The sequence below is a fragment of the Croceitalea vernalis genome (genome assembly GCF_031846405.1).
GTDB classification, from domain to species: domain Bacteria; phylum Bacteroidota; class Bacteroidia; order Flavobacteriales; family Flavobacteriaceae; genus Croceitalea; species Croceitalea vernalis.
Map to the genome: position 1 here is coordinate 781,171 of NZ_JAVRHU010000001.1, position 19,562 is coordinate 800,732.

The window sequence follows — 19,562 nt, forward strand, 5'->3', positions numbered from 1 at the left end:
AGTCTTGATTTAAAACTTTTTTTAACTAATATTATGCAAGATTTTTGGTTTTATATTCAATTAGGCTTACAACATGTCCTTGATTTAGACGCATATGACCATATACTTTTTTTAGCAGCTTTAGCAGTACCTTTTACTTTTAAAAATTGGAAACAAGTCGTCATATTGGCAACAGTTTTTACTATTGCTCACTGTGCCTCTTTAGCCTTTTCTGTCTATGGTATTTTTTCTGTAGATGTAGGTCTTATAGAGTTTTTAATACCGGTAACAATAGCTTTAACAGCTTTATATAATTTTTTACGAATTTTTAAAGAAGAAAGTATAACAGGAATTTATTTTCAAGCTTTGGCAACCGCTTTCTTTGGATTGATTCATGGTTTTGGATTCTCAAACTATTTTAAAATGCTCATGGCCGAAGAGGAACATAAATTGGGCCCACTTTTAGGTTTTGCAACGGGTATTGAGCTTTCTCAGGTAACCATTATTCTTTTGGTTTTGGTCCTTGCATATATCGTTCAACAAGTTTTTAAAGTAAAGCAATCTATTTTTATTGGTGTTACATCGATTATTATCTTTCTGATTACAATACCCATGTTAATCGCTACGTTCCCTAATTAGGGTATTAGTTAAAATTAATAGAATTCCGTTGTAGGTCTCTTACAAAGCGGGTATATTTAAATATTATCCTCAAATTTTATAATGAAATCAGCAAAGCAAGAAAAATACGATAAGGCCTATTTACGGATGGCTAAGGAATGGGGCAAGCTATCCTATTGCAAGCGTAAGCAAGTTGGTGCTATCATTGTAAAAAATCGTATGATTATTTCTGATGGATACAATGGTACGCCTTCAGGTTTTGAAAATTTTTGTGAAGATGAAGAGGGTTACACCAAGTGGTATGTACTACATGCTGAGGCCAATGCAATTTTAAAAGTTGCGGCTTCGACCCAATCATGTGAGAATGCAACGCTATACATTACACTTTCACCTTGCAGAGAATGCAGTAAGCTCATTCACCAATCAGGTATAAAGCGTGTAGTCTATCAAAATGCATATAAAGATGATTCTGGGCTTCGTTTCTTAGAACGAGCTGGAGTGGAAACCATGCATTTACCTATTTTAGAAGAGTTGGCATAATCCAAAGCCCCAATATGAAAAAGAAATATAGTTATTTATTGCCAACATTGCTTGCACTTGCCGTAGCACTGGGCATTTTTATTGGAGGTAAACTACACTTTAATGATAGCCCTGAAAAATTATTCTCAACGAACTCAAAAAAAGATAAGTTAAACAGACTTATAGATTATATCGACTATGAATATGTAGATGAAATTGACACCGATAGTATTGTTGACCTGACTGTAAATAATATTTTAGGTAAGCTTGACCCGCATTCGGTTTATATCTCTAAAGATGAGATGGAAGCTGTCTCTGAGAATATGAAAGGTGACTTTGTTGGTATTGGTATTCGGTTCAATAGGTTTGGAGATACACTAACTGTTGTTAGAACCATAAAAGATGGTCCCAGTTATAAAAAGGGTTTGCGTGCTGGGGATAAAATTTTATTAGCAGATAATGACACGCTATTTGGTAAACGCATTCCTAATTCAAAATTGGTTGAACGTTTAAAAGGTAAAGAAGGGACCAAGGTAAATCTAAAGATATACCGCAAATCTGAAAATAGCATATTTGATGTAACCATAAAGAGAGACATTGTGCCAATCAAAAGTGTTGATGCGCACTTCATGCTGACCAATGATTTAGGATATTTAAGCATCAACCGATTCGCAGAATCTACATTCAGAGAATTTAAAACTGCTTTATTAGAACTTCGTAAAAAAGGAGCAAAAAAATTGGTTCTTGATTTAAGGGATAACCCGGGTGGATACTTAGGGATAGCCGAAAAAATGGCCGACGAGTTTTTAAAGGACGGGAAATTAATTTTGTTTACTAAAAACAAAAAAGGGAAAGTAAATAAAGCCTACGCTACAGATCGCGGAAGTTTTGAAGACAATCCTGTTTATGTGCTTATAAATGAACGCTCTGCTTCAGCTAGTGAAATTATAGCTGGGGCCTTACAGGATAACGATATTGGTACAATAGTTGGGCGACGATCATTTGGGAAAGGATTAGTGCAGCGAGAAATGGATTTAGGTGATGGTTCAGCAGTGAGGTTAACAGTATCTAGATACTACACGCCAACAGGCCGTTCAATTCAAAAATCTTATGACAAGGGTCATAAAGACTACTACCAAAAATTCATGGAACGTTATAGTAGTGGTGAATTAATTTCAGTTGATAGTATAAAAGTAGCTGATTCTTTAAAATTCACAACCCCTAAAGGCAAAGTAGTCTATGGTGGAGGAGGTATTATACCTGATGTCTTTGTCCCTATTGGTTCACTTGATCAAGAACGCATTGAGAGTTTAGATTCATCAGGATATTTATCAGATTTTGTCTTTCGATTTTTAGAGCAGGATAGAACCAGGTTCTTGAACTACCCAAAACACGAATTCATTGAAGAATACAGAGTTGACGATATCATTTTTGAAAGATTTATTGATTATTTATTAAATAGAAATCTGAAATTAGATTTTTACGGAAATGAAGAGAAAATTAAAACCTACATTAAAGCTAACATCGCAGAGCAATTGTATTCACCAAATCTTAGTTCACAGATAAAAAGTGAACATGACATTATGCTGAAAAAAATCCTAGATTTAGATGCAGAAGTTATGAAGGTAATGGAGGAATCCTTAATTCAATCCAAAGATTAATTATCCTTCAGTTTTTCTGATATTTTTCTTGAAGTATTGAAAATCAAGAGTATGACAATTGCACAAAAAGAGGCTAATACTCCAATACATGCAATTAAACTTTCACCTTCAAATAAATTATTGAAATCAAGTAAGGTGATATTATAGATGGCGAGGGCCAAGGCAAGAATAACTAAAACAATTACAAAAGTCTTATTCATAATACTTTAAGTTAAAATAACTGATTTATGTTGGCAGCGAATAATTTTACCGCTATTGCTAGCAAAATTACGCCAAAAACTTTTCGCAATACGCTCAATCCATTTTTACTTAAAATGCGTTCTATTTTTTTTGAGGACTTTAATACGAAATAAACAAAAACGATGTTGATGAGAATAGCGACAATTATATTTTCTACATAATACTCTGCTCTTAATGCTAAAATTGAAGTCAAGGTACCTGCTCCAGCTATTAATGGAAAAGCAATAGGGACAACAGAGGCGCTTTCAGGTTCTTCGTCTTTGTATAGGGTTATGCCTAAAATCATTTCAATTGCCAGAAAGAAAATAACAAAGGCCCCCGCGACAGCAAAAGAATTTACATCAATACCAATAAGATTTAAAATACGTTCCCCAACAAATAGAAAAGCAATCATTAGGCATGCAGCCACAATAGAGGCCTTTTCAGACTGTATATGACCAACTTTGTTTCTTAATGAAATAATGATTGGGATACTACCTAAAATATCAATTACAGCAAAAAGCACCATGCTTGCTGTTGCAATCTCTTTGAAGTCAAAATTCATCGCTTACCATTTAAATTATGTGTAAATCTACGTTAGAAAGTGTTTCTTGGATTACAAAATGGATTATTAAATTTGTTCTTGTAAAATGGTGACATGTTTCAAATTGAAAATACCCTTATTTCCGAGGAAATAATAGAGAATGATTTTGTTTGTAACCTAAATGCATGTAAAGGTGCGTGCTGTGTTGACGGTGAATCAGGAGCACCATTAGAGGATGCTGAAACTGAAATTTTGGTCGATATTTTTGCTGATGTAAAACCATATTTAACACCAGAAGGTATTAAGGCCATTGAAGAGCAAGGTGCATTTGTAAAAGGTGAAGATGGCGAATGGGAGACACCTTTAGTAAATAAAAGTGAGTGCGCTTATGTTATTTTTTCTGAAAAGGGGGTAGCAAAATGCGGTCTAGAAGAAGCTTATAATCAAGGAGCAACCACTTGGAAAAAACCTGTTTCATGCCACTTGTATCCAATACGAACACGAGAGTATACCGAGTTCACAGCGGTAAATTATCATAAATGGGAAATATGTGATCCGGCCTGCAGTCTTGGACAAGAATTAAAAGTGCCGATTTATAAATTTGTAAAGGAAGCATTGACCAGAAAATTTGGGGAAAAATGGTACTCTGAATTGGAGAAGGTGGCGGAAGAACTAAATTCTAGACCATAGGTATTTCTAAGATGATTTTGGTTCCCCTAGAATTGCCTTCTTCGTTAAACAAATCTATAATATCAATACTAAAGTCATTTTGATAGTCCTTAGCAAAATTAGCCAAACGCTCTTTTGTGATATCAATACCAACTGAGTTTCTCTTCAGTACTCTATTCTCTTTTATCTCTTCAGAAACTTTTCTTCCAACACCATTGTCTATAATACTGATTTGCAAATGAATACTATCTTTTTTGGCTACAATCACCCAAATTTTCTTGTTAGCTTCTTTTGAAGATAAACCATGCCATATAGCGTTTTCTAAAAATGGCTGAAGAACCAATGATGGTATTTTAACTTGTTCGGCATTTATATCGTCTGCCACTTCTATGGAGTATTCAATTTCATCTGAAAATCTAATATTTTCAATATTAAGATAAAGCTCGGCCGTTTCTAATTCTTCTGATAATTGTGTTTCTTTTAATGCAGAACCTTCTAGAATGCGGCGTACTAATTTGGAGAATTTATTCAGATAATGAACTGCATTTTTTTTATCATTATTGATGATATAAAGTTTGATAGAATTTAATGAATTGAAAAGAAAATGAGGATTCATTTGACTTCTCAACATGTGTTGTTCTAAGCCTAAAACTCGTTTCTCATAATTGGATTGTGATTGTCTGTACATAATAAACAGAATGGTTCCGATAAGACCAATTATAAGGGTACTTACCAAAATTGTAGTTTGATTTTTTCTCAATCTTGATTTTACTAATTCATTCTCTTGAGCCAATTCTGAGATTTGACTATTCTTTCTGTCGCTCTGATATTTGAGTATTAAATCATTAACATAACTGAGGTTTCTATCATTCGTAATCTCTTTATAAATTTTCTTGGCCTCTTTTTGATATTCTAATGCTTTACTAAAATTTTCCCTTTTTTCTTCAAGATCAGAAAGGTGCAAATCGGCATACATTACTAAGCTCGGCATGTTGCTCGCTGAAGCTAATTTTCTTCCTTTAACTATATTTTTCTCAGCTTCAGATATGGTCCCAGAATCCAATTCGGCCCAACCAAGATTGATTAAGACAGAAGATAGAAGAAATTTGTCTCCAAGGTTTGTTGCAGGTTCTTTTAAAGTTTGAAGCAGCACCAAGGCAGCACTTGGCATATCTTGTTTTAAATAAACCTGCGCAATACTATTTTTACAAAGTACCTGTCCGAATTTGTTATTAATTTCATCATTTAAGGCAAGCGATTTTCTATAATAATCTAAGGCGATATCAAGCTGACCTTTTTGTTCGTTAGCTTCACCAATATTTTGATTATTAATAGCTAAACCCAATTTATTATTCAGTGCTCCTTCAAGTTCAAGTGCCTTTTTAAATTGAGTTATCGCCAAATCGTATTGACCCAGGGTGTGATATAAATTACCAATAGAATTAAACGAAATATTAATATGGCGCTTAATATGAACAGATGGATTTTCAATAATTTCGGCAAGCTCTAAAGCCCGATGATGATAGTCAAGAGCAGTTTTGATGGCATCCATTCTTCTGTAAACCACTCCAAGCATATTTAAGCTTAGAACAATAAATTCTTTGTTTTCAATTTCTTCTGAAAGCACTAGTGCCTCTTGATGCAGCGCAATTGCACGTTTGAATTCAGATAAATTTCTATATACCGTACCCTTTTGATTAAGGGCATAAGTATAACCTGCTTGGTAATTATTTTCTAATGCACTTTGAATGAATCTATTTAAGGCAATGGTATCTCTTCGATAAGGTTTTAAAGCCTTATTAATTTTTAGATAAGTCTTTGGCGCTACTAATAAAAGTTCTTCAACTTCTTTTGATAAAACTTGCTCTTCTGTCTGTGAAAAACCAAAATATCCCAAAGCAAAAAAAATAAGGCTCATCATGAAACTTATTTTTTTGACAGTGGATTTTACCAATAAGGTTTTTTTGGTTTTTAGCATTCAAAAAGATTAAAGTAAATCTAAGAAATCAGATTTCTTTTGCCTAGAAACAGGAATTTTATGATTCGTGCTCAAAATCACATAACCGTCAGTTTTAAGAAATTCTTTTATCTTTCCTAAGTTGACTACGAATGAATTATGAATTCTAAAAAAAGATTCTTGCGGCAAAATTTGGTTAACTTCTTTTAATTTTTTGGTCAATAATATTTTTTGACCGTCTTCTAAAAACAAAGTACTGTAATTGCCATCGGATTCAACATATAAAATTTCTTCGCTTTCTAAAAATAATAACTTGCCATCAGTGTTGATGGTGATTTTCTTTTTGATAGATTTTGAATTGAAATTAATTAAAATACGTTCTAACCGATCTGCGGTGTAGTTTTTACTATTGTACTTTTTGACCTTGATGATGGTATCGTTTAAATCATCGCTGTCTATAGGTTTTAAGAGATAATCAATAGCCTCATTTTTCAATGCTTTTAAAGCATATTGATTGTAGGCCGTTGTAATAACAACAGGAAAGTTTTTATTTCTTAGGCTTTTAATAAATTGAAAGCCATCCATAGAGGGCATTTCAATATCCAAGAAAAGACAATCAGGAGTGTTTTTTTCTAAATAATCGAGTGCCTTGTAGGCATCAGTAAATGATGCGATCACCTTGACCTCATCGCTCAGGTTGCTAAGCTCCCAACTTAAACTCTCAAGAGCTTTTGATTCATCATCAACAAGAACTGCTTCTAACATGGTAAAAAGATATTCAATAATAGGTGAAATTACTATTAATATATATGGGATGATTGCGAATTTGTGCTGATGGGTAGTAATCGATTATAAATGGTCATTTAGCATGTAGCTTTAATTTGTAGGATATAGACTACATTATTATATTTAGGTGATTTTAAAGACATAATTGAATTTTTTTGAAGTCCATTTATACATCTTTTGCTACCATTTACACAAAGAGATTATACAAAAGGAAGGTCACCAATTATCTTCGAGGAGATAAGTATACAGCTTTAGTAAAATGAAGAAAAGTTTGATTTTGTTTATTGCTCTGTTGATGACCTTAGTATTGGCGGTAGTCACAGAAAAAGCTGAGACAATGGAAGGTGAAAGGTTAGTTTCTATCATAGCAGAATAAATGAATTAACTACCAACCAGCGTACGGCCAACCAACATGCTAAAAGTATGTGAATTAAAAAGTGTTTGGTCAAGATTGTTTTGATTTTTTGAAATAGGTTTCGGGGGAACTACCTAGACGAAAATGATAATCTATTGACCCGGCCGTACGGTTTGGTGGTAAAATTATAGACCAAAAGGTATTGTAAAATCATACTTTTTGGTCTTTTTTTATTGTATTTTTTTTGTTGATTATTAGCAGAAACTCATCGCTTGTACAAAAGGCTAATGAACATCACTTATCAACCTACATTTCAACAACCTGTGTTAAAAACTTTGAGACGTAATAACTCAAACAAACTTTATGGTTTGCTCACATTTTTGAATCTTTGTTAGTCCCAGCCAAAAGGTAATATCAATTCCGAATATTAAAAATTTAAACTCTGAACTCTATGTCCTCTGCTATTGAACCTATTTTGCAAGAAAATGAAGATCGCTTTGTTATTTTTCCTATCAAGCATCATGATTTGTGGGAGTGGTATAAAAAATGTGAGGCGTGCTTTTGGACTGCAGAAGAAATTGACCTTCACCAAGACCTAACCGACTGGAATGGAAAACTCAATGATGATGAGCGTTATTTCATCAAACATATTTTAGCCTTTTTTGCCGCCTCAGATGGTATTGTTAATGAAAATCTTGCTGAAAATTTTGTAAATGAAGTGCAGTATGCTGAAGCAAAGTTTTTTTACGGATTTCAGATAATGATGGAAAATATTCATTCTGAAACCTATTCGTTACTTATAGATACTTATGTTAAAGAAGAAAAAGAAAAAGGAATTTTATTTAAGGCACTTGAAAATTTTCCAGCAATCAGAAAAAAGGCAGATTGGGCCTTAAAGTGGATAGATTCTCCAAGTTTTGCAGAACGTTTAATTGCTTTTGCTGCGGTTGAGGGTATTTTCTTCTCAGGAGCATTCTGTTCCATTTTCTGGCTTAAGAAAAGAGGTATCATGCCTGGCTTAACATTTTCGAATGAATTGATTTCTAGAGATGAAGGGATGCATTGCGATTATGCTGTTCACTTACATAACAAGCACTTAATTAATAAAGTGCCGAAAGAACGAATAACAGAAATTTTGGTAAATGCCCTTGATATTGAACGCGAGTTTATAACAGAGTCTTTACCGGTTAGTTTAATTGGCATGAACTCTAAATTGATGACGCAATATTTAGAGTTTGTTACAGATCGTTTGTTGGTTGAATTGGAATGCGATAAAGTTTATAATGCTTCCAATCCTTTTGATTTTATGGATATGATTTCTTTACAAGGAAAAACTAATTTTTTTGAGAAACGTGTTTCTGAATATCAAAAAGCGGGAGTTTTGAATAATGATAAAGATACAGACGCTCATAAAATAAGCTTCGATGCTGATTTTTAACGCTTTCTTTTTGCCCCTTTTAGAAAGACGATAAATATTCAAAATCTATAGTGAGAACAGTATCTATTAAAAATTAATTAGTCACCTAAAATACGGAACACATGTTTGTAGTAAAACGAGATGGAAAAAAGGAGCCAATGATGTTTGATAAGATTACAGCAAGGGTAAGAAAACTTTGTTACGGTCTTAATAGTTTAGTGGATCCAGTTAAGGTTGCTGTAAGAGTTATTGAAGGTTTATATGATGGAGTGACTACATCAGAACTTGATAACCTCGCCGCAGAGATTGCTGCAACTATGACAACTACGCATCCTGATTTTGCCAAGTTAGCGGCACGTATTTCCGTTTCTAATTTACATAAGAACACTAAAAAGTCTTTTTCTGAAACAATGGAAGACTTATATAAGTATGTAAATCCAAGAACAGGTAAAAAAGCTCCATTATTGTCTGATGAGGTATATGAAGTCATTTCTAAGAACGCCGATAAATTAGACTCTACCATTATTTATAACCGTGATTTCGGTTACGATTACTTTGGTTTTAAAACATTAGAGCGTTCTTATCTCTTAAAGATAAATGGAAAAATTGCAGAGCGACCTCAACACATGTTAATGCGCGTTGCTGTTGGTATACATTTGAACGATTTAGATTCGGCAGTGGAAACATATGAGTTGATGTCTAAAAAGTATTTTACTCATGCTACGCCAACACTTTTTAATTCCGGAACACCGAAACCTCAGATGTCTTCTTGTTTTCTTTTAGCAATGAAAGAAGACAGTATTGATGGTATATATGACACATTAAAACAAACCGCAAAAATTTCTCAGTCTGCTGGTGGTATTGGATTGTCTATTCATAATGTTCGTGCGACTGGCTCGTATATAGCAGGCACTAATGGTACTTCAAATGGTATTGTGCCCATGCTTAGAGTATTCAACGATACGGCAAGATATGTTGATCAAGGTGGAGGAAAAAGAAAAGGAAGTTTTGCTATTTATGTAGAACCATGGCATGCTGATATTTATGATTTTCTTGATTTGAAAAAAAATCATGGAAAAGAAGAGATGCGGGCACGTGATTTGTTTTATGCTATGTGGATTCCTGATTTATTCATGAAAAGAGTAGAATCAGATGCGGAATGGACTTTAATGTGCCCAAATGAGTGCCCTAATTTATTCTCTACGCATAGTGACGAATTTGAAGCCTTGTATTTAAAGTATGAATCTGCTGGTAAAGGAAGAAAAACAGTAAAAGCTCGTGAGCTATGGGAGAAGATTTTAGAATCGCAAATTGAAACTGGAACTCCTTACATGCTGTATAAAGATGCTGCAAATAGAAAGAGCAATCAGAAAAATCTAGGTACCATACGTTCGTCAAACCTTTGTACTGAGATTTTGGAATACACCTCACCTGATGAGGTGGCTGTTTGTAATCTTGCCTCCATTGCGCTACCAATGTTTATTAAAGATGGTCAATTTGACCACAAGGAGCTTTTTAAGGTAACTAAAAGGGTTACAAAGAATTTGAATAAGGTTATTGATAGAAATTATTATCCGGTCAAAGAAGCTGAAAATTCTAATATGCGCCACAGGCCAATAGGTTTAGGAGTTCAAGGTTTGGCTGATGCCTTTATCATGCTCAGATTACCTTTCACTAGTGACGAGGCTAAAAAACTGAACCAAGAAATTTTTGAAACGCTTTATTTCGCCGCGGTAACAGCATCAATGGAACAGGCTAAAATAGAAGGCCCTTATTCTTCTTATGAAGGTTCGCCAATAGCTCAGGGTGATTTTCAGCACAATCTATGGGGAGTAAAAGATGAAGAATTATCAGGCAGATGGGATTGGGCTAAACTTAGAAAAGAGGTTAAAAAGAATGGGGTTAGAAATTCTTTACTAGTTGCTCCGATGCCAACAGCATCAACATCTCAAATATTAGGTAATAATGAGTGTTTTGAGCCTTACACTTCAAATATCTATACAAGACGGGTACTTTCAGGAGAGTTTATTGTGGTTAACAAACACCTTCTTGAAGATTTAGTGCGCCTTGGGTTGTGGAATGAGAGTTTAAAACAAGAATTAATGCGAGCTAATGGTTCCATACAACATATCGATACTATTCCTGAGGATATTCGAGAATTGTATAAAACGGTTTGGGAGTTAAGCATGAAAGATATCATTGATATGAGCCGTCATAGAGGATACTTTATTGACCAAAGTCAGTCTTTGAACTTATTCATGGAGAATGCTAATTATGCTAAACTGACCTCAATGCATTTCTATGCCTGGAAGAGTGGTTTAAAAACTGGTATGTATTATTTAAGAACAAAAGCGGCCGTAGATGCTATCAAGTTTACTCTTGATAATACTAAGAAAAAAGAAGTGCCTGTTAGTGTTGCTGCGGAAGCAGAAGTAGTTGCTGCGACACCAGCGACAGCAGAGAATTTAAACGTTAATCCGACACCGGAGCAAAAAACGGAGTCGGACATTCAGCCAATGACAGCAGCTGAAATGAAAGAAATGATCGCACGAGCTAAAGAAGGGCAAGCAGATGATGATTGTCTGATGTGCGGATCATAGTGTAATAGTGTTTATTTCATAAAAAAACCCTTTTCTTTAGAAAAGGGTTTTTTCTTTATTATTTAAATTAGGTTTATAGCGACCAAGCCTTGCCTCCACTTAATTCATCTAAATCACCACAAGCAATATATTCACCAGGAACAGGTAAATAAGCCAAAACTTCTTCACCAACGTACTCAGATGATTTATAGCCCCAAGTAGCCATATCTCTTACATTAGTAGCAAAAGTAAAGCAAGCAACTTCTTCATCTAATTCTGCTGATTCACCTTTCATCATGGCTTCCATATATTCACCAATCATTTCTTCTTGAGCTTCTTCGTCCTCGTCAGACCTTTTAGCCAAATATTTACCAAGAAGGGGTTCAAAATCAATTCCTTCAATGTCTGCTAAACTTTCTTTACCAGCACCAGTTAATACTTTGTTCATAAAAGTATCCATCACCATAGTCATGAAACCTTGCTGTTCTTCAGGTAATACCGATTTAGCGAATTCATCAATAAAAACATGAACATTCACATCAGTTGCTGAAGGAGTATCAGTTCTTGGCAAAATCACATCTATCATTTGTGCTAAAGCATAACCTTTATCTTTTTCAAAAAATGAAGGAATCCACTCGGCATAAGGCATTTTTTCTTTACAACTTTGCGCTAAGCTTATAATTGTCGGTGTGGCTACGGCATAGCCGAATACCATTCCTATATTTTTAAGTGCTGATCTTCTTTCCATTAGATATTTGCTTTTTTAAGTTCTTGGGCAGCATGGTTTGCCGCTCTTGCCGTAAAGGCCATATAAGTTAGTGATGGATTAACACATGCAGCTGAGGTCATAAAGGCCCCATCTGTAACGTAAACATTTTTACAAGCATGAATTTGATTGTATTCATTTAATACAGATGTTTTAGGGTCACGACCCATACGGGCAGTCCCCATCTCATGAATACCTAAGCCTAAAGCTCCTGGGTTATCATAAGGTTCTACATCACGAAGACCGGCCTTTTCAAGCATTTCAACTGCTTGTTTTTTCATATCTTCTCGCATCTTCCATTCGTTTTCTTTGAATTCTGCATCAAAAGTTACTGTTGGTAATCCCCATTGGTCAAGATTATCATAATCCAAAGTCATTCGGTTTTCTTCATAAGGAAGTACTTCACCAAATCCACCAATACCAAAAGTCCAACCACCAGGTTTCATTACAGCATCTTTGTAATCTTTACCAAATGATGTTTCGGCAATTGCGTCTTCCCAATTTCCCCGTCTGGCACCACCTTGATAACCATAACCTCTGAGAAAATCTTTGGTATCAGAATCACCTCCTAAGTTTTTAAATCTTGGAATATAAACTCCGTTTGCCTTTCTACCTTTATAGTATTTGTCTTCAAAACCATCAAATTTACCACTAGCGCCAACGCCCAAATGGTGGTCCATAATATTTCTGCCTAGTTGGTCAGAATCATTACCAAGACCATTTTTAAAGCGATCTGATTTTGATTGCATTAAAATAGCTGTAGATGCAATTGCAGAGGCACATAAGAAAATAACTTTAGCATTAAATTCAAAGGTTTCTTTTGTGACTCTATCAATAACTTTTACACCAGTAGCCTTTTTGGTTTTGGCATCATAAATAACTTCGTGAACAATAGAATCTGGTCTTAATGTTAAATTACCTGTGCGCTCGGCAACAGGCAAAGTTGAAGAAACACTACTAAAATATGACCCAAAAGGACATCCTCTAATACATCTATTACGATACATACATTTTGAACGGCCATCACCTTCAAATTTCTTATCACTAGTAATGTGAGCAACTCGACCAGCAGTAATTACACGACCATTAAAATGTTCGGCAACTTTAACTCTAACATGATCTTCTAAACAATTTAGTGGCATCATTGGTTCAAATTGACCGTCTGGTAATTGTGAAAGGCCTAGTAATTCTCCAGAAACACCTATGAACGATTCTACCTTATCATACCAAGGGGCAATATCTTTGTAGCGTACTGGCCAATCGACACCGTGTCCGTCTTTTTTGTTAGCCTCAAAATCTAAGTCACTCCAACGATAACTATGACGACCCCACATAATGGAACGACCACCAACGTGATAACCACGCATCCAATCAAATCGCTTAGTTTCATTATAAGGATGTTCTAAATCATTTACAAACCAGTGTTTCGAATCAGCTCTAGTAGTATAACCCGTTCTGTTTTGCTTTTCTTGTTTAGCTATATCTTCCTGTGTTGGTTGTCTCGCATTTGGAAAATCCCATGTATCTAAATTTGCCGTTGGGTAGTCTTCTCGATGTTTGACCATTCGACCACGTTCTAAAATCAACGTTTTTAACCCATTCTCACATAATTCCTTAGCAGCCCATCCACCACTTATACCTGTTCCTACAACAATCGCATCATACGATTCTTGTTCTTCATTGTAATAGAATTTACTCATGTATTCGTGAATTGTTTATTCCATAAATGTATTAAATATTAAATTAATTTTCTACATTTAATCCTTGTGTTTATTGAGAATTTGACACTACAACGTTATCGTAAATCTTAATTTGTTAATTATCAGAACTTCAAAATAACCGACCATGAATAGAAGAAAATTTGTAAACAGTACTGCAAAAACAGGTTTAGCCCTTACTTTTTTAGGAGCATATGCTTGTAAAGAGAATAAAAAAGAAGAAAAAATTGATGCTACAGAGGAAGTTGTTGAAAAATCGATGGCAGAACCATTCTTTAAATTATCGCTAGCTCAGTGGTCGATAAATAAAATGATAAGAAATGATGGTGTAGACCCATACACTTTCGCAGAAAAAGCTGCGGGATGGGGTTTCACCGGTTTAGAATATGTAAGTCAATTATATAATGCGGAATTAGAGGCTGCCAATTTTTCTGAAGAGGCCATGCAGAATTTTGTTGATAAATGTAATACTGAGGCAAAAAAGCATGGGCTTGAGAATGTTCTGATTATGATTGATAGACAAGGTGATTTGGCTGCATCAGACGAAAAAGAAAGAAAAGAAGCTGTAGAGAATCACCATAAATGGGTCGATGCGGCCGCAGCAATGGGTTGCCATTCTATTCGCGTTAATTTAAATGGTGTGCAAGAACCAGAAAATTGGGTAGCTGCCTCCGTTGATGGATTATCCCAATTAGCTACTTATGCAAAGGATAAGAACATTAACATTATTGTAGAAAACCATGGAGGCTTATCATCGAATGCGGCCATGTTAGCTAGTGTTATGACTAAGGTCAATATGGACAATTGTGGAACACTGCCTGATTTTGGTAATTTCTGTATTAAAAGAGAATCGGGTGATTATTACGAGTCAAAATGTATTGAAGAGTATGACAAATATAAAGGTGTTGAAGAATTAATGCCGCATGCTAAAGCAGTTAGCGCTAAAGCTTATGATTTTGATGAAAATGGTGACGAGACAAAAATAGATTTTGCGCGAATATTAAAACTTGTTAAAGATGCTGGATATTCTGGATATGTTGGCGTAGAATATGAGGGTGAAAATTTAAGTGAAGAAGACGGAATTTTAGCCACTAAGAACCTTCTTATTAAAGAGGGTACTGCATTAGCCTAATTGATTTTTATGGAAGGATTTTTTAATCAACTTTTTGATTACAATTTTTATTGTAATAAAAAGCTTATTGAGCAGGCCGTTGAGTTCGATGCTATTTCTGATAATACTATTAAACTGTTTAGTCATATTCTTAATGCCCATCATATTTGGAATAAAAGAATTTTAAAAGAAGAAAGTAGTTATGATGTTTGGCAAATTCATAAAGTAGCTGATTGGCAAGACATTCATTACGAAAATCAAAGAGCTACATTTGAAATCATTCGAAATAATGATGATTTGAATATTAGGATTGATTTTATGACGACTGAAGGAAGGTCTTTTGCGAATGATTTAAAAGATATTCTATTCCATATTATTAATCATTCAACTCATCATAGAGGTCAAATATTGGCAGATTTTAGAAGTAATAATATACAACCCTTGGGTTTAGACTATATTCATTACAAGCGATAATTTAATAGGTTAAATGAGTAATAAGGTCAAGTTTCAATTGTCTTTTATGATGTTTCTCGAATTCTTTATTTGGGGAGGATGGTTTGTGACTTTAGGTACTTTTTTAGGCGATAACCTCAACGCTAGTGGAGCTGAAATTGCCAAAGCTTTCTCCACACAATCTTGGGGTGCAATTGTAGCTCCTTTTATAATAGGTTTAATTGCTGATCGATATTTTAACGCCGAACGCATTTTAGGCGTGCTTCATATACTAGGGGCCGTCTTAATGTATTTAATGTATGGAGCAGATAGTTTTGACGTATTCTATCCATACGTTTTAGGTTATATGATTTTATACATGCCGACCTTAGCTTTAGTGAACTCTATATCATTTAATCAAATGAAGGATCCAGCTCAAGAGTTTTCACTTATTCGAGTTTTTGGGACTATAGGATGGATTATTGCGGGCTTGATTATAAGTTATGTTTTTCTATGGGATTCACCTGAATCTAGAGCAGAAGGCATGTTGAAAAACACTTTTCTTATGGTGGGTATAGCTTCTGCAATTTTAGGTTTTTTTAGTTTTACTTTACCAAAAACTCCACCAAGAGTTTCAAAAGAAGAGAAAGTTACTATCTCAAGCCTTTTAGGTCTTGATGCGTTGAAACTTCTTAAGGATAAAAACTTTTTGATATTTTTTCTTTCATCTGTCTTGATCTGTATTCCTTTAGCTTTTTATTATCAAAATGCCAACCCTTTTTTGTCAGAAATAGGAGTGAGTAATCCTACAGGTAAAATGACGATTGGTCAAATTTCAGAGGTGTTGTTTATGTTGCTTTTACCCTACTTTTTTAAAAAATACGGCTTTAAAAAAACAATCCTTGCAGGAATGTTAGCATGGACTATTCGTTATTTATTATTTGCTTATGGTAATTCTGGTGAATTAACTTTTATGCTCTTAATTGGTATTGCACTTCATGGTATCTGTTATGATTTTTTCTTTGTGTCTGGTCAAATTTATACCGATACGAAAGCTGGAGAAAAATATAAGAGTGCAGCCCAAGGTTTGATTACATTGGCCACTTACGGTGTAGGTATGTTGATTGGGTTTTGGATTGCAGGAAAAATAACAGACACCTATCTTTTAGAAAACGGAGGTCATACCTGGCAAACCATTTGGATGTATCCTGCTGGTTTTGCCTTATTAGTTTTCGTCATTTTTGCTGTCACATTTAAAAATGAAAAAATAGAATACAAATAGTAACCAATTTAATTAGATAAAATAATCATGGAACAAATAAACAAGAATAAACTCTTTTTTGCAGCCTGTATATCACTGGTCGTTACGTCAATGACATTCGCAATTAGAGCTGGAATATTAACACAATTAGGTGTTGATTTTGAAATTAATAATAAAGAATTAGGATATATTAATAGTATGGCCTTTTTAGGTTTTCCTTTAGCTATGCTTATTGGAGGTTTATTGTACAATGCACTTGGGCCAAAAAAATTATTAATTACAGCATTTGTTTGTCACCTTCTTGGGTTAGTTCTGACTATTTATGCAGGAGGTTTTTGGACCTTAATTATTTCAACCTTTTTTATTGGTTTTGCTAATGGATCTGTTGAGGCTGCCTGTAATCCTATGATTGCCGATATGTATACTAATAATAGAACAGCCATGCTCAACAAATTTCACGTGTGGTTTCCTGGTGGATTAGTAATAGGTTCACTGGTTTCAAAGTTTATGACTGATGCAGGTCTTGGTTGGCAATTGCAGATTGCAACCATGTTGATTCCTACTTTGATTTATGGCTTTTTGGTATTCACTCAAAAATTTCCAAAAAGCGAGAATATCGAATCCAATACCTCTGAAAATATCAAAGCACTTGGCAATCCGTTATTTTTATTTATGATAGTTTGTATGACGCTGACAGCTACTTCAGAATTTATACCACAGCAATGGGTAGAAACTATTTTGGGTAGCTCAGGAGCAAGTCCAATGTTGGTTTTAGCATTAGTTACAGGTATAATGGCTTTGGGTAGATTTTTTGCCGGACCTATTGTACATAAATTGAACCCAATTGGAGTTCTTTTCATGTCAGCAATTATAACAGCAAGTGCTATCTATTTTATGAGTATCTCTGAAGGTGGAATGATTTATGTTGCTGCTGCATTGTTTGCTCTAGGAGTATGTTATTTTTGGCCAACAATGATTGGTTTTACTTCAGAATATACATCAAAAACAGGGGCTCTCGGAATGTCTTTAATGGGAGGTGCTGGAATGTTTGCTACTTCTATTTGGAACCCAATTATTGGGTCACGATTAGATACTGAAAAAGCCAATGCATTAAGTACAGGCCTTGTTGGAGAGTTAGCAGATATTGAAGCTGGAAGAGCTGTATTAGGCTTTATGGTCTATTTTCCATTGGCTTTGGTTGTGCTTTTTGGAATTCTGTTTGTAATGAGAAAAAAGATTGAAGAACAAAGAATTAATAGCGCTCCGACTGAAGCTGCTTAAAAACATGTTACACTATATAATTTAAAGTAATGCCAAAGAAAATTAGATTAGGAATTTTAGGTGGGGGAGGTGACTCTCTTATTGGTGTTTTGCATCGGGTTGCATCACACATAAATGATAACTATCAAATTGTTGGGGCAGTATTCAATCCCAACCATGAGCAAAGTGTTGCTTTTGCTAAAGAGATTGATATTCCTACCAATAGAATTTATAAGGATTTTGATACCCTAATTGAAGAAGAGTTAAAACTGCCTGAAGATGAACGTATCCAAGTTTGTTCAGTTCAAACGCCAAATTTTTTGCATTTTCCTATGGCAAAAAAGTTATTGGATAATGGCTTTCATGTGATTTGTGAAAAACCAATGACCATGGATTATGCTGAGGCAAAAGAATTGGAAGCTGCTCATAAAAAGTCAGGCAAGGTATTTGCGCTAACGCATACCTACACCGGGTATCCGATGGTACGTCAAATGAGAGAAATGATTAAAAATGGAGAACTGGGTAAAATTCATAAAGTTGATGCTCGTTACTATCAAGGTTGGATTAACCCAATAATTCATGATAAAGAAAAACGTTCATCCGTATGGCGCTTGGATCCAACCAAAGCCGGAATCAGTTCATGTATGGGTGATATTGGTGTGCATGCTTTTAATCTTGTTGAGTTTACTACAGGGCTAAAAGTTAGTTCCCTTCTTTGTGATTTTAATTACCTATATGAAGACAATAAAATGGATGTCGATGGCACCGTATTGATTCGTATGGACAATCATGTAAAAGGAGTAATACGGGCTAGTCAAGTAGCTACAGGAGAAGAAAATGGCTTAGCTATTCGTATTTATGGAGAAAAAGGAGGACTTGTTTGGGAGCAAGAAAATCCTAATTTCTTGTATTATTTTACGGAAGGAAAACCACTACAAGTATATAAACCGGGACATCCATATAATTCTGAAGTTTCTTTAAGCGGAACTAAATTACCAGCCGGACATCCCGAAGGTATTTTTGATTCCATGGCGAATATTTATTTAGGAGCTGCTAAGGCAATTCGAGGAGAAGATTATAACGATTGTGAATTTCCAACTATGGAAGATGGTGTTCGCGGAATGAATTTTATTGAAGGCACAGTTGCCTCACATAAACAAGGAAATGTTTGGATAGATATGGATTAGCCTATTCTGACACCCCGCCTCAAATAAAAATGGCCGCTATATGCGGCCATTGTCTTTTTAAAATACTTTTTCAAAACGTTCAAAAACAACAATCATACTTTCCAATGGTCTTCTATTAAATTCCTCGAGTTCTCGAGTATAATATTCCCAATGAGTTTTTTGCCAATATTCAAGACTTTTATCTCCTTCACCTTCTAAACGAGCATGCTCTGCATGCACAGAAAAATAAGGCATCATTTTTACAGAAGTGGTTTTAATAATACATTTGGCTTTTCCGTTCCAATCCGTTACAATAAAAAAGTCACCAATTTTCGGCAAGGATTTTTCATGTAATTGTAAGCCTAATAACGAATATGAAGTAGCTCTTTTAATCTCTTTTTGGACCAGTTTTGCCAGATTGTTCGCGTCTTTTTCATTATCACCAAAATAGCCAACTTCCGGAGCTTTTTCAAAAGCAAATTCCGTGTGTTTATCTAAAAAATCTCCCCAAAGATTTCTTGCAGAGGCGTTTTCCATGTATTCCA

Annotated in this window: 18 protein-coding genes; 11 read left to right on the plus strand and 7 right to left on the minus strand. The window is 34.7% G+C overall.

The features are described from left to right. Positions 1-33 precede the first annotated feature (33 nt). The 3 genes from RM520_RS03500 to RM520_RS03510 all read left to right on the plus strand — a co-directional run bounded on the left by RM520_RS03500 (position 34) and on the right by RM520_RS03510 (position 2,777). Positions 34-618 (plus strand): HupE/UreJ family protein, encoded by a 585-nt coding sequence (locus RM520_RS03500; protein WP_311384319.1) that lies wholly within the window; start codon positions 34-36, stop codon positions 616-618. A gap of 81 nt (positions 619-699) precedes the next feature. Further along, on the plus strand, positions 700-1,137 hold the full coding sequence (locus RM520_RS03505; RefSeq protein ID WP_311384320.1) for a deoxycytidylate deaminase: 438 nt from the start codon (positions 700-702) through the stop codon (positions 1,135-1,137). A 14-nt stretch (positions 1,138-1,151) separates the two neighbouring features. Beyond that, complete coding sequence (locus RM520_RS03510) at positions 1,152-2,777, plus strand: S41 family peptidase (RefSeq protein ID WP_311384321.1); 1,626 nt, start codon at positions 1,152-1,154, stop codon at positions 2,775-2,777. Here the strand turns inward: RM520_RS03510 and RM520_RS03515 are convergent. Next, complete coding sequence (locus RM520_RS03515) at positions 2,774-2,977, minus strand: hypothetical protein (protein WP_311386997.1); 204 nt, start codon at positions 2,975-2,977, stop codon at positions 2,774-2,776. The two genes, RM520_RS03510 and RM520_RS03515, sit on opposite strands and share 4 nt — an antisense overlap. An 11-nt stretch (positions 2,978-2,988) precedes the next feature. After that, positions 2,989-3,561 carry a MarC family protein gene (locus tag RM520_RS03520; protein ID WP_311384323.1) on the minus strand — a complete coding sequence of 191 codons (573 nt, stop codon included), beginning with the start codon at positions 3,559-3,561 and terminating at the stop codon, positions 2,989-2,991. A 93-nt stretch (positions 3,562-3,654) separates the two neighbouring features. Between RM520_RS03520 and RM520_RS03525 the strand changes: the two genes are divergently transcribed. Continuing rightward, a complete protein-coding gene (locus RM520_RS03525; protein ID WP_311384324.1) occupies positions 3,655-4,230 on the plus strand; it encodes a DUF3109 family protein in 576 nt (191 codons plus the stop codon). Here the strand turns inward: RM520_RS03525 and RM520_RS03530 are convergent. Then, positions 4,220-6,130 carry a tetratricopeptide repeat-containing sensor histidine kinase gene (locus RM520_RS03530; protein ID WP_311386998.1) on the minus strand — a complete coding sequence of 637 codons (1,911 nt, stop codon included), beginning with the start codon at positions 6,128-6,130 and terminating at the stop codon, positions 4,220-4,222. The two genes, RM520_RS03525 and RM520_RS03530, sit on opposite strands and share 11 nt — an antisense overlap. 66 nt (positions 6,131-6,196) lie before the next feature. Further along, positions 6,197-6,931: a LytR/AlgR family response regulator transcription factor gene (locus RM520_RS03535; protein ID WP_311384326.1), complete on the minus strand. Its 735-nt coding sequence runs from the start codon at positions 6,929-6,931 to the stop codon at positions 6,197-6,199. Positions 6,932-7,758: 827 nt separating this feature from the next. Between RM520_RS03535 and RM520_RS03540 the strand changes: the two genes are divergently transcribed. Continuing rightward, positions 7,759-8,745 carry a ribonucleotide-diphosphate reductase subunit beta gene (locus RM520_RS03540; RefSeq protein WP_311384327.1) on the plus strand — a complete coding sequence of 329 codons (987 nt, stop codon included), beginning with the start codon at positions 7,759-7,761 and terminating at the stop codon, positions 8,743-8,745. 101 nt (positions 8,746-8,846) lie between these two features. Further along, positions 8,847-11,324, plus strand: coding sequence for a ribonucleoside-diphosphate reductase subunit alpha (locus RM520_RS03545; RefSeq protein ID WP_311386999.1), 2,478 nt, complete (start codon positions 8,847-8,849; stop codon positions 11,322-11,324). A gap of 73 nt (positions 11,325-11,397) precedes the next feature. Here the strand turns inward: RM520_RS03545 and RM520_RS03550 are convergent, their stop codons facing one another. Together RM520_RS03550 and RM520_RS03555 are read right to left on the minus strand one after the other, a co-directional pair. Next, complete coding sequence (locus tag RM520_RS03550) at positions 11,398-12,051, minus strand: gluconate 2-dehydrogenase subunit 3 family protein (RefSeq protein ID WP_311384329.1); 654 nt, start codon at positions 12,049-12,051, stop codon at positions 11,398-11,400. Next, complete coding sequence (locus tag RM520_RS03555) at positions 12,051-13,769, minus strand: GMC family oxidoreductase (RefSeq protein WP_311384330.1); 1,719 nt, start codon at positions 13,767-13,769, stop codon at positions 12,051-12,053. Before RM520_RS03555 ends, RM520_RS03550 begins: the two co-directional genes overlap by 1 nt. Positions 13,770-13,914: 145 nt before the next feature. Here RM520_RS03555 and RM520_RS03560 point away from each other — a divergent pair, with 145 nt between their 5' ends. From RM520_RS03560 to RM520_RS03580, 5 genes are read left to right on the plus strand one after another with little or no spacing between them, the layout of a single operon-like run. After that, positions 13,915-14,919, plus strand: coding sequence for a sugar phosphate isomerase/epimerase family protein (locus tag RM520_RS03560; RefSeq protein ID WP_311387000.1), 1,005 nt, complete (start codon positions 13,915-13,917; stop codon positions 14,917-14,919). Positions 14,920-14,928: 9 nt separating this feature from the next. Further along, the gene (locus RM520_RS03565) at positions 14,929-15,372 is read left to right on the plus strand and encodes a DinB family protein (RefSeq protein ID WP_311384332.1); all 444 of its coding nucleotides are present in this window, start codon (positions 14,929-14,931) and stop codon (positions 15,370-15,372) included. 13 nt (positions 15,373-15,385) lie between these two features. After that, positions 15,386-16,612, plus strand: a complete 1,227-nt coding sequence (locus RM520_RS03570; protein WP_311384333.1) for a nucleoside permease — start codon at positions 15,386-15,388, stop codon at positions 16,610-16,612. A 27-nt stretch (positions 16,613-16,639) separates the two neighbouring features. Next, positions 16,640-17,872 carry an MFS transporter gene (locus RM520_RS03575; protein ID WP_311384334.1) on the plus strand — a complete coding sequence of 411 codons (1,233 nt, stop codon included), beginning with the start codon at positions 16,640-16,642 and terminating at the stop codon, positions 17,870-17,872. Positions 17,873-17,901: 29 nt separating this feature from the next. Next, on the plus strand, positions 17,902-19,038 hold the full coding sequence (locus tag RM520_RS03580) for a Gfo/Idh/MocA family protein (RefSeq protein ID WP_311384335.1): 1,137 nt from the start codon (positions 17,902-17,904) through the stop codon (positions 19,036-19,038). Positions 19,039-19,095: 57 nt separating this feature from the next. On the opposite strand, the gene RM520_RS03585 is transcribed toward RM520_RS03580, so the two are convergent. Next, positions 19,096-19,554 carry an ASCH domain-containing protein gene (locus tag RM520_RS03585; protein WP_311384336.1) on the minus strand — a complete coding sequence of 153 codons (459 nt, stop codon included), beginning with the start codon at positions 19,552-19,554 and terminating at the stop codon, positions 19,096-19,098. Positions 19,555-19,562 lie beyond the last annotated feature (8 nt).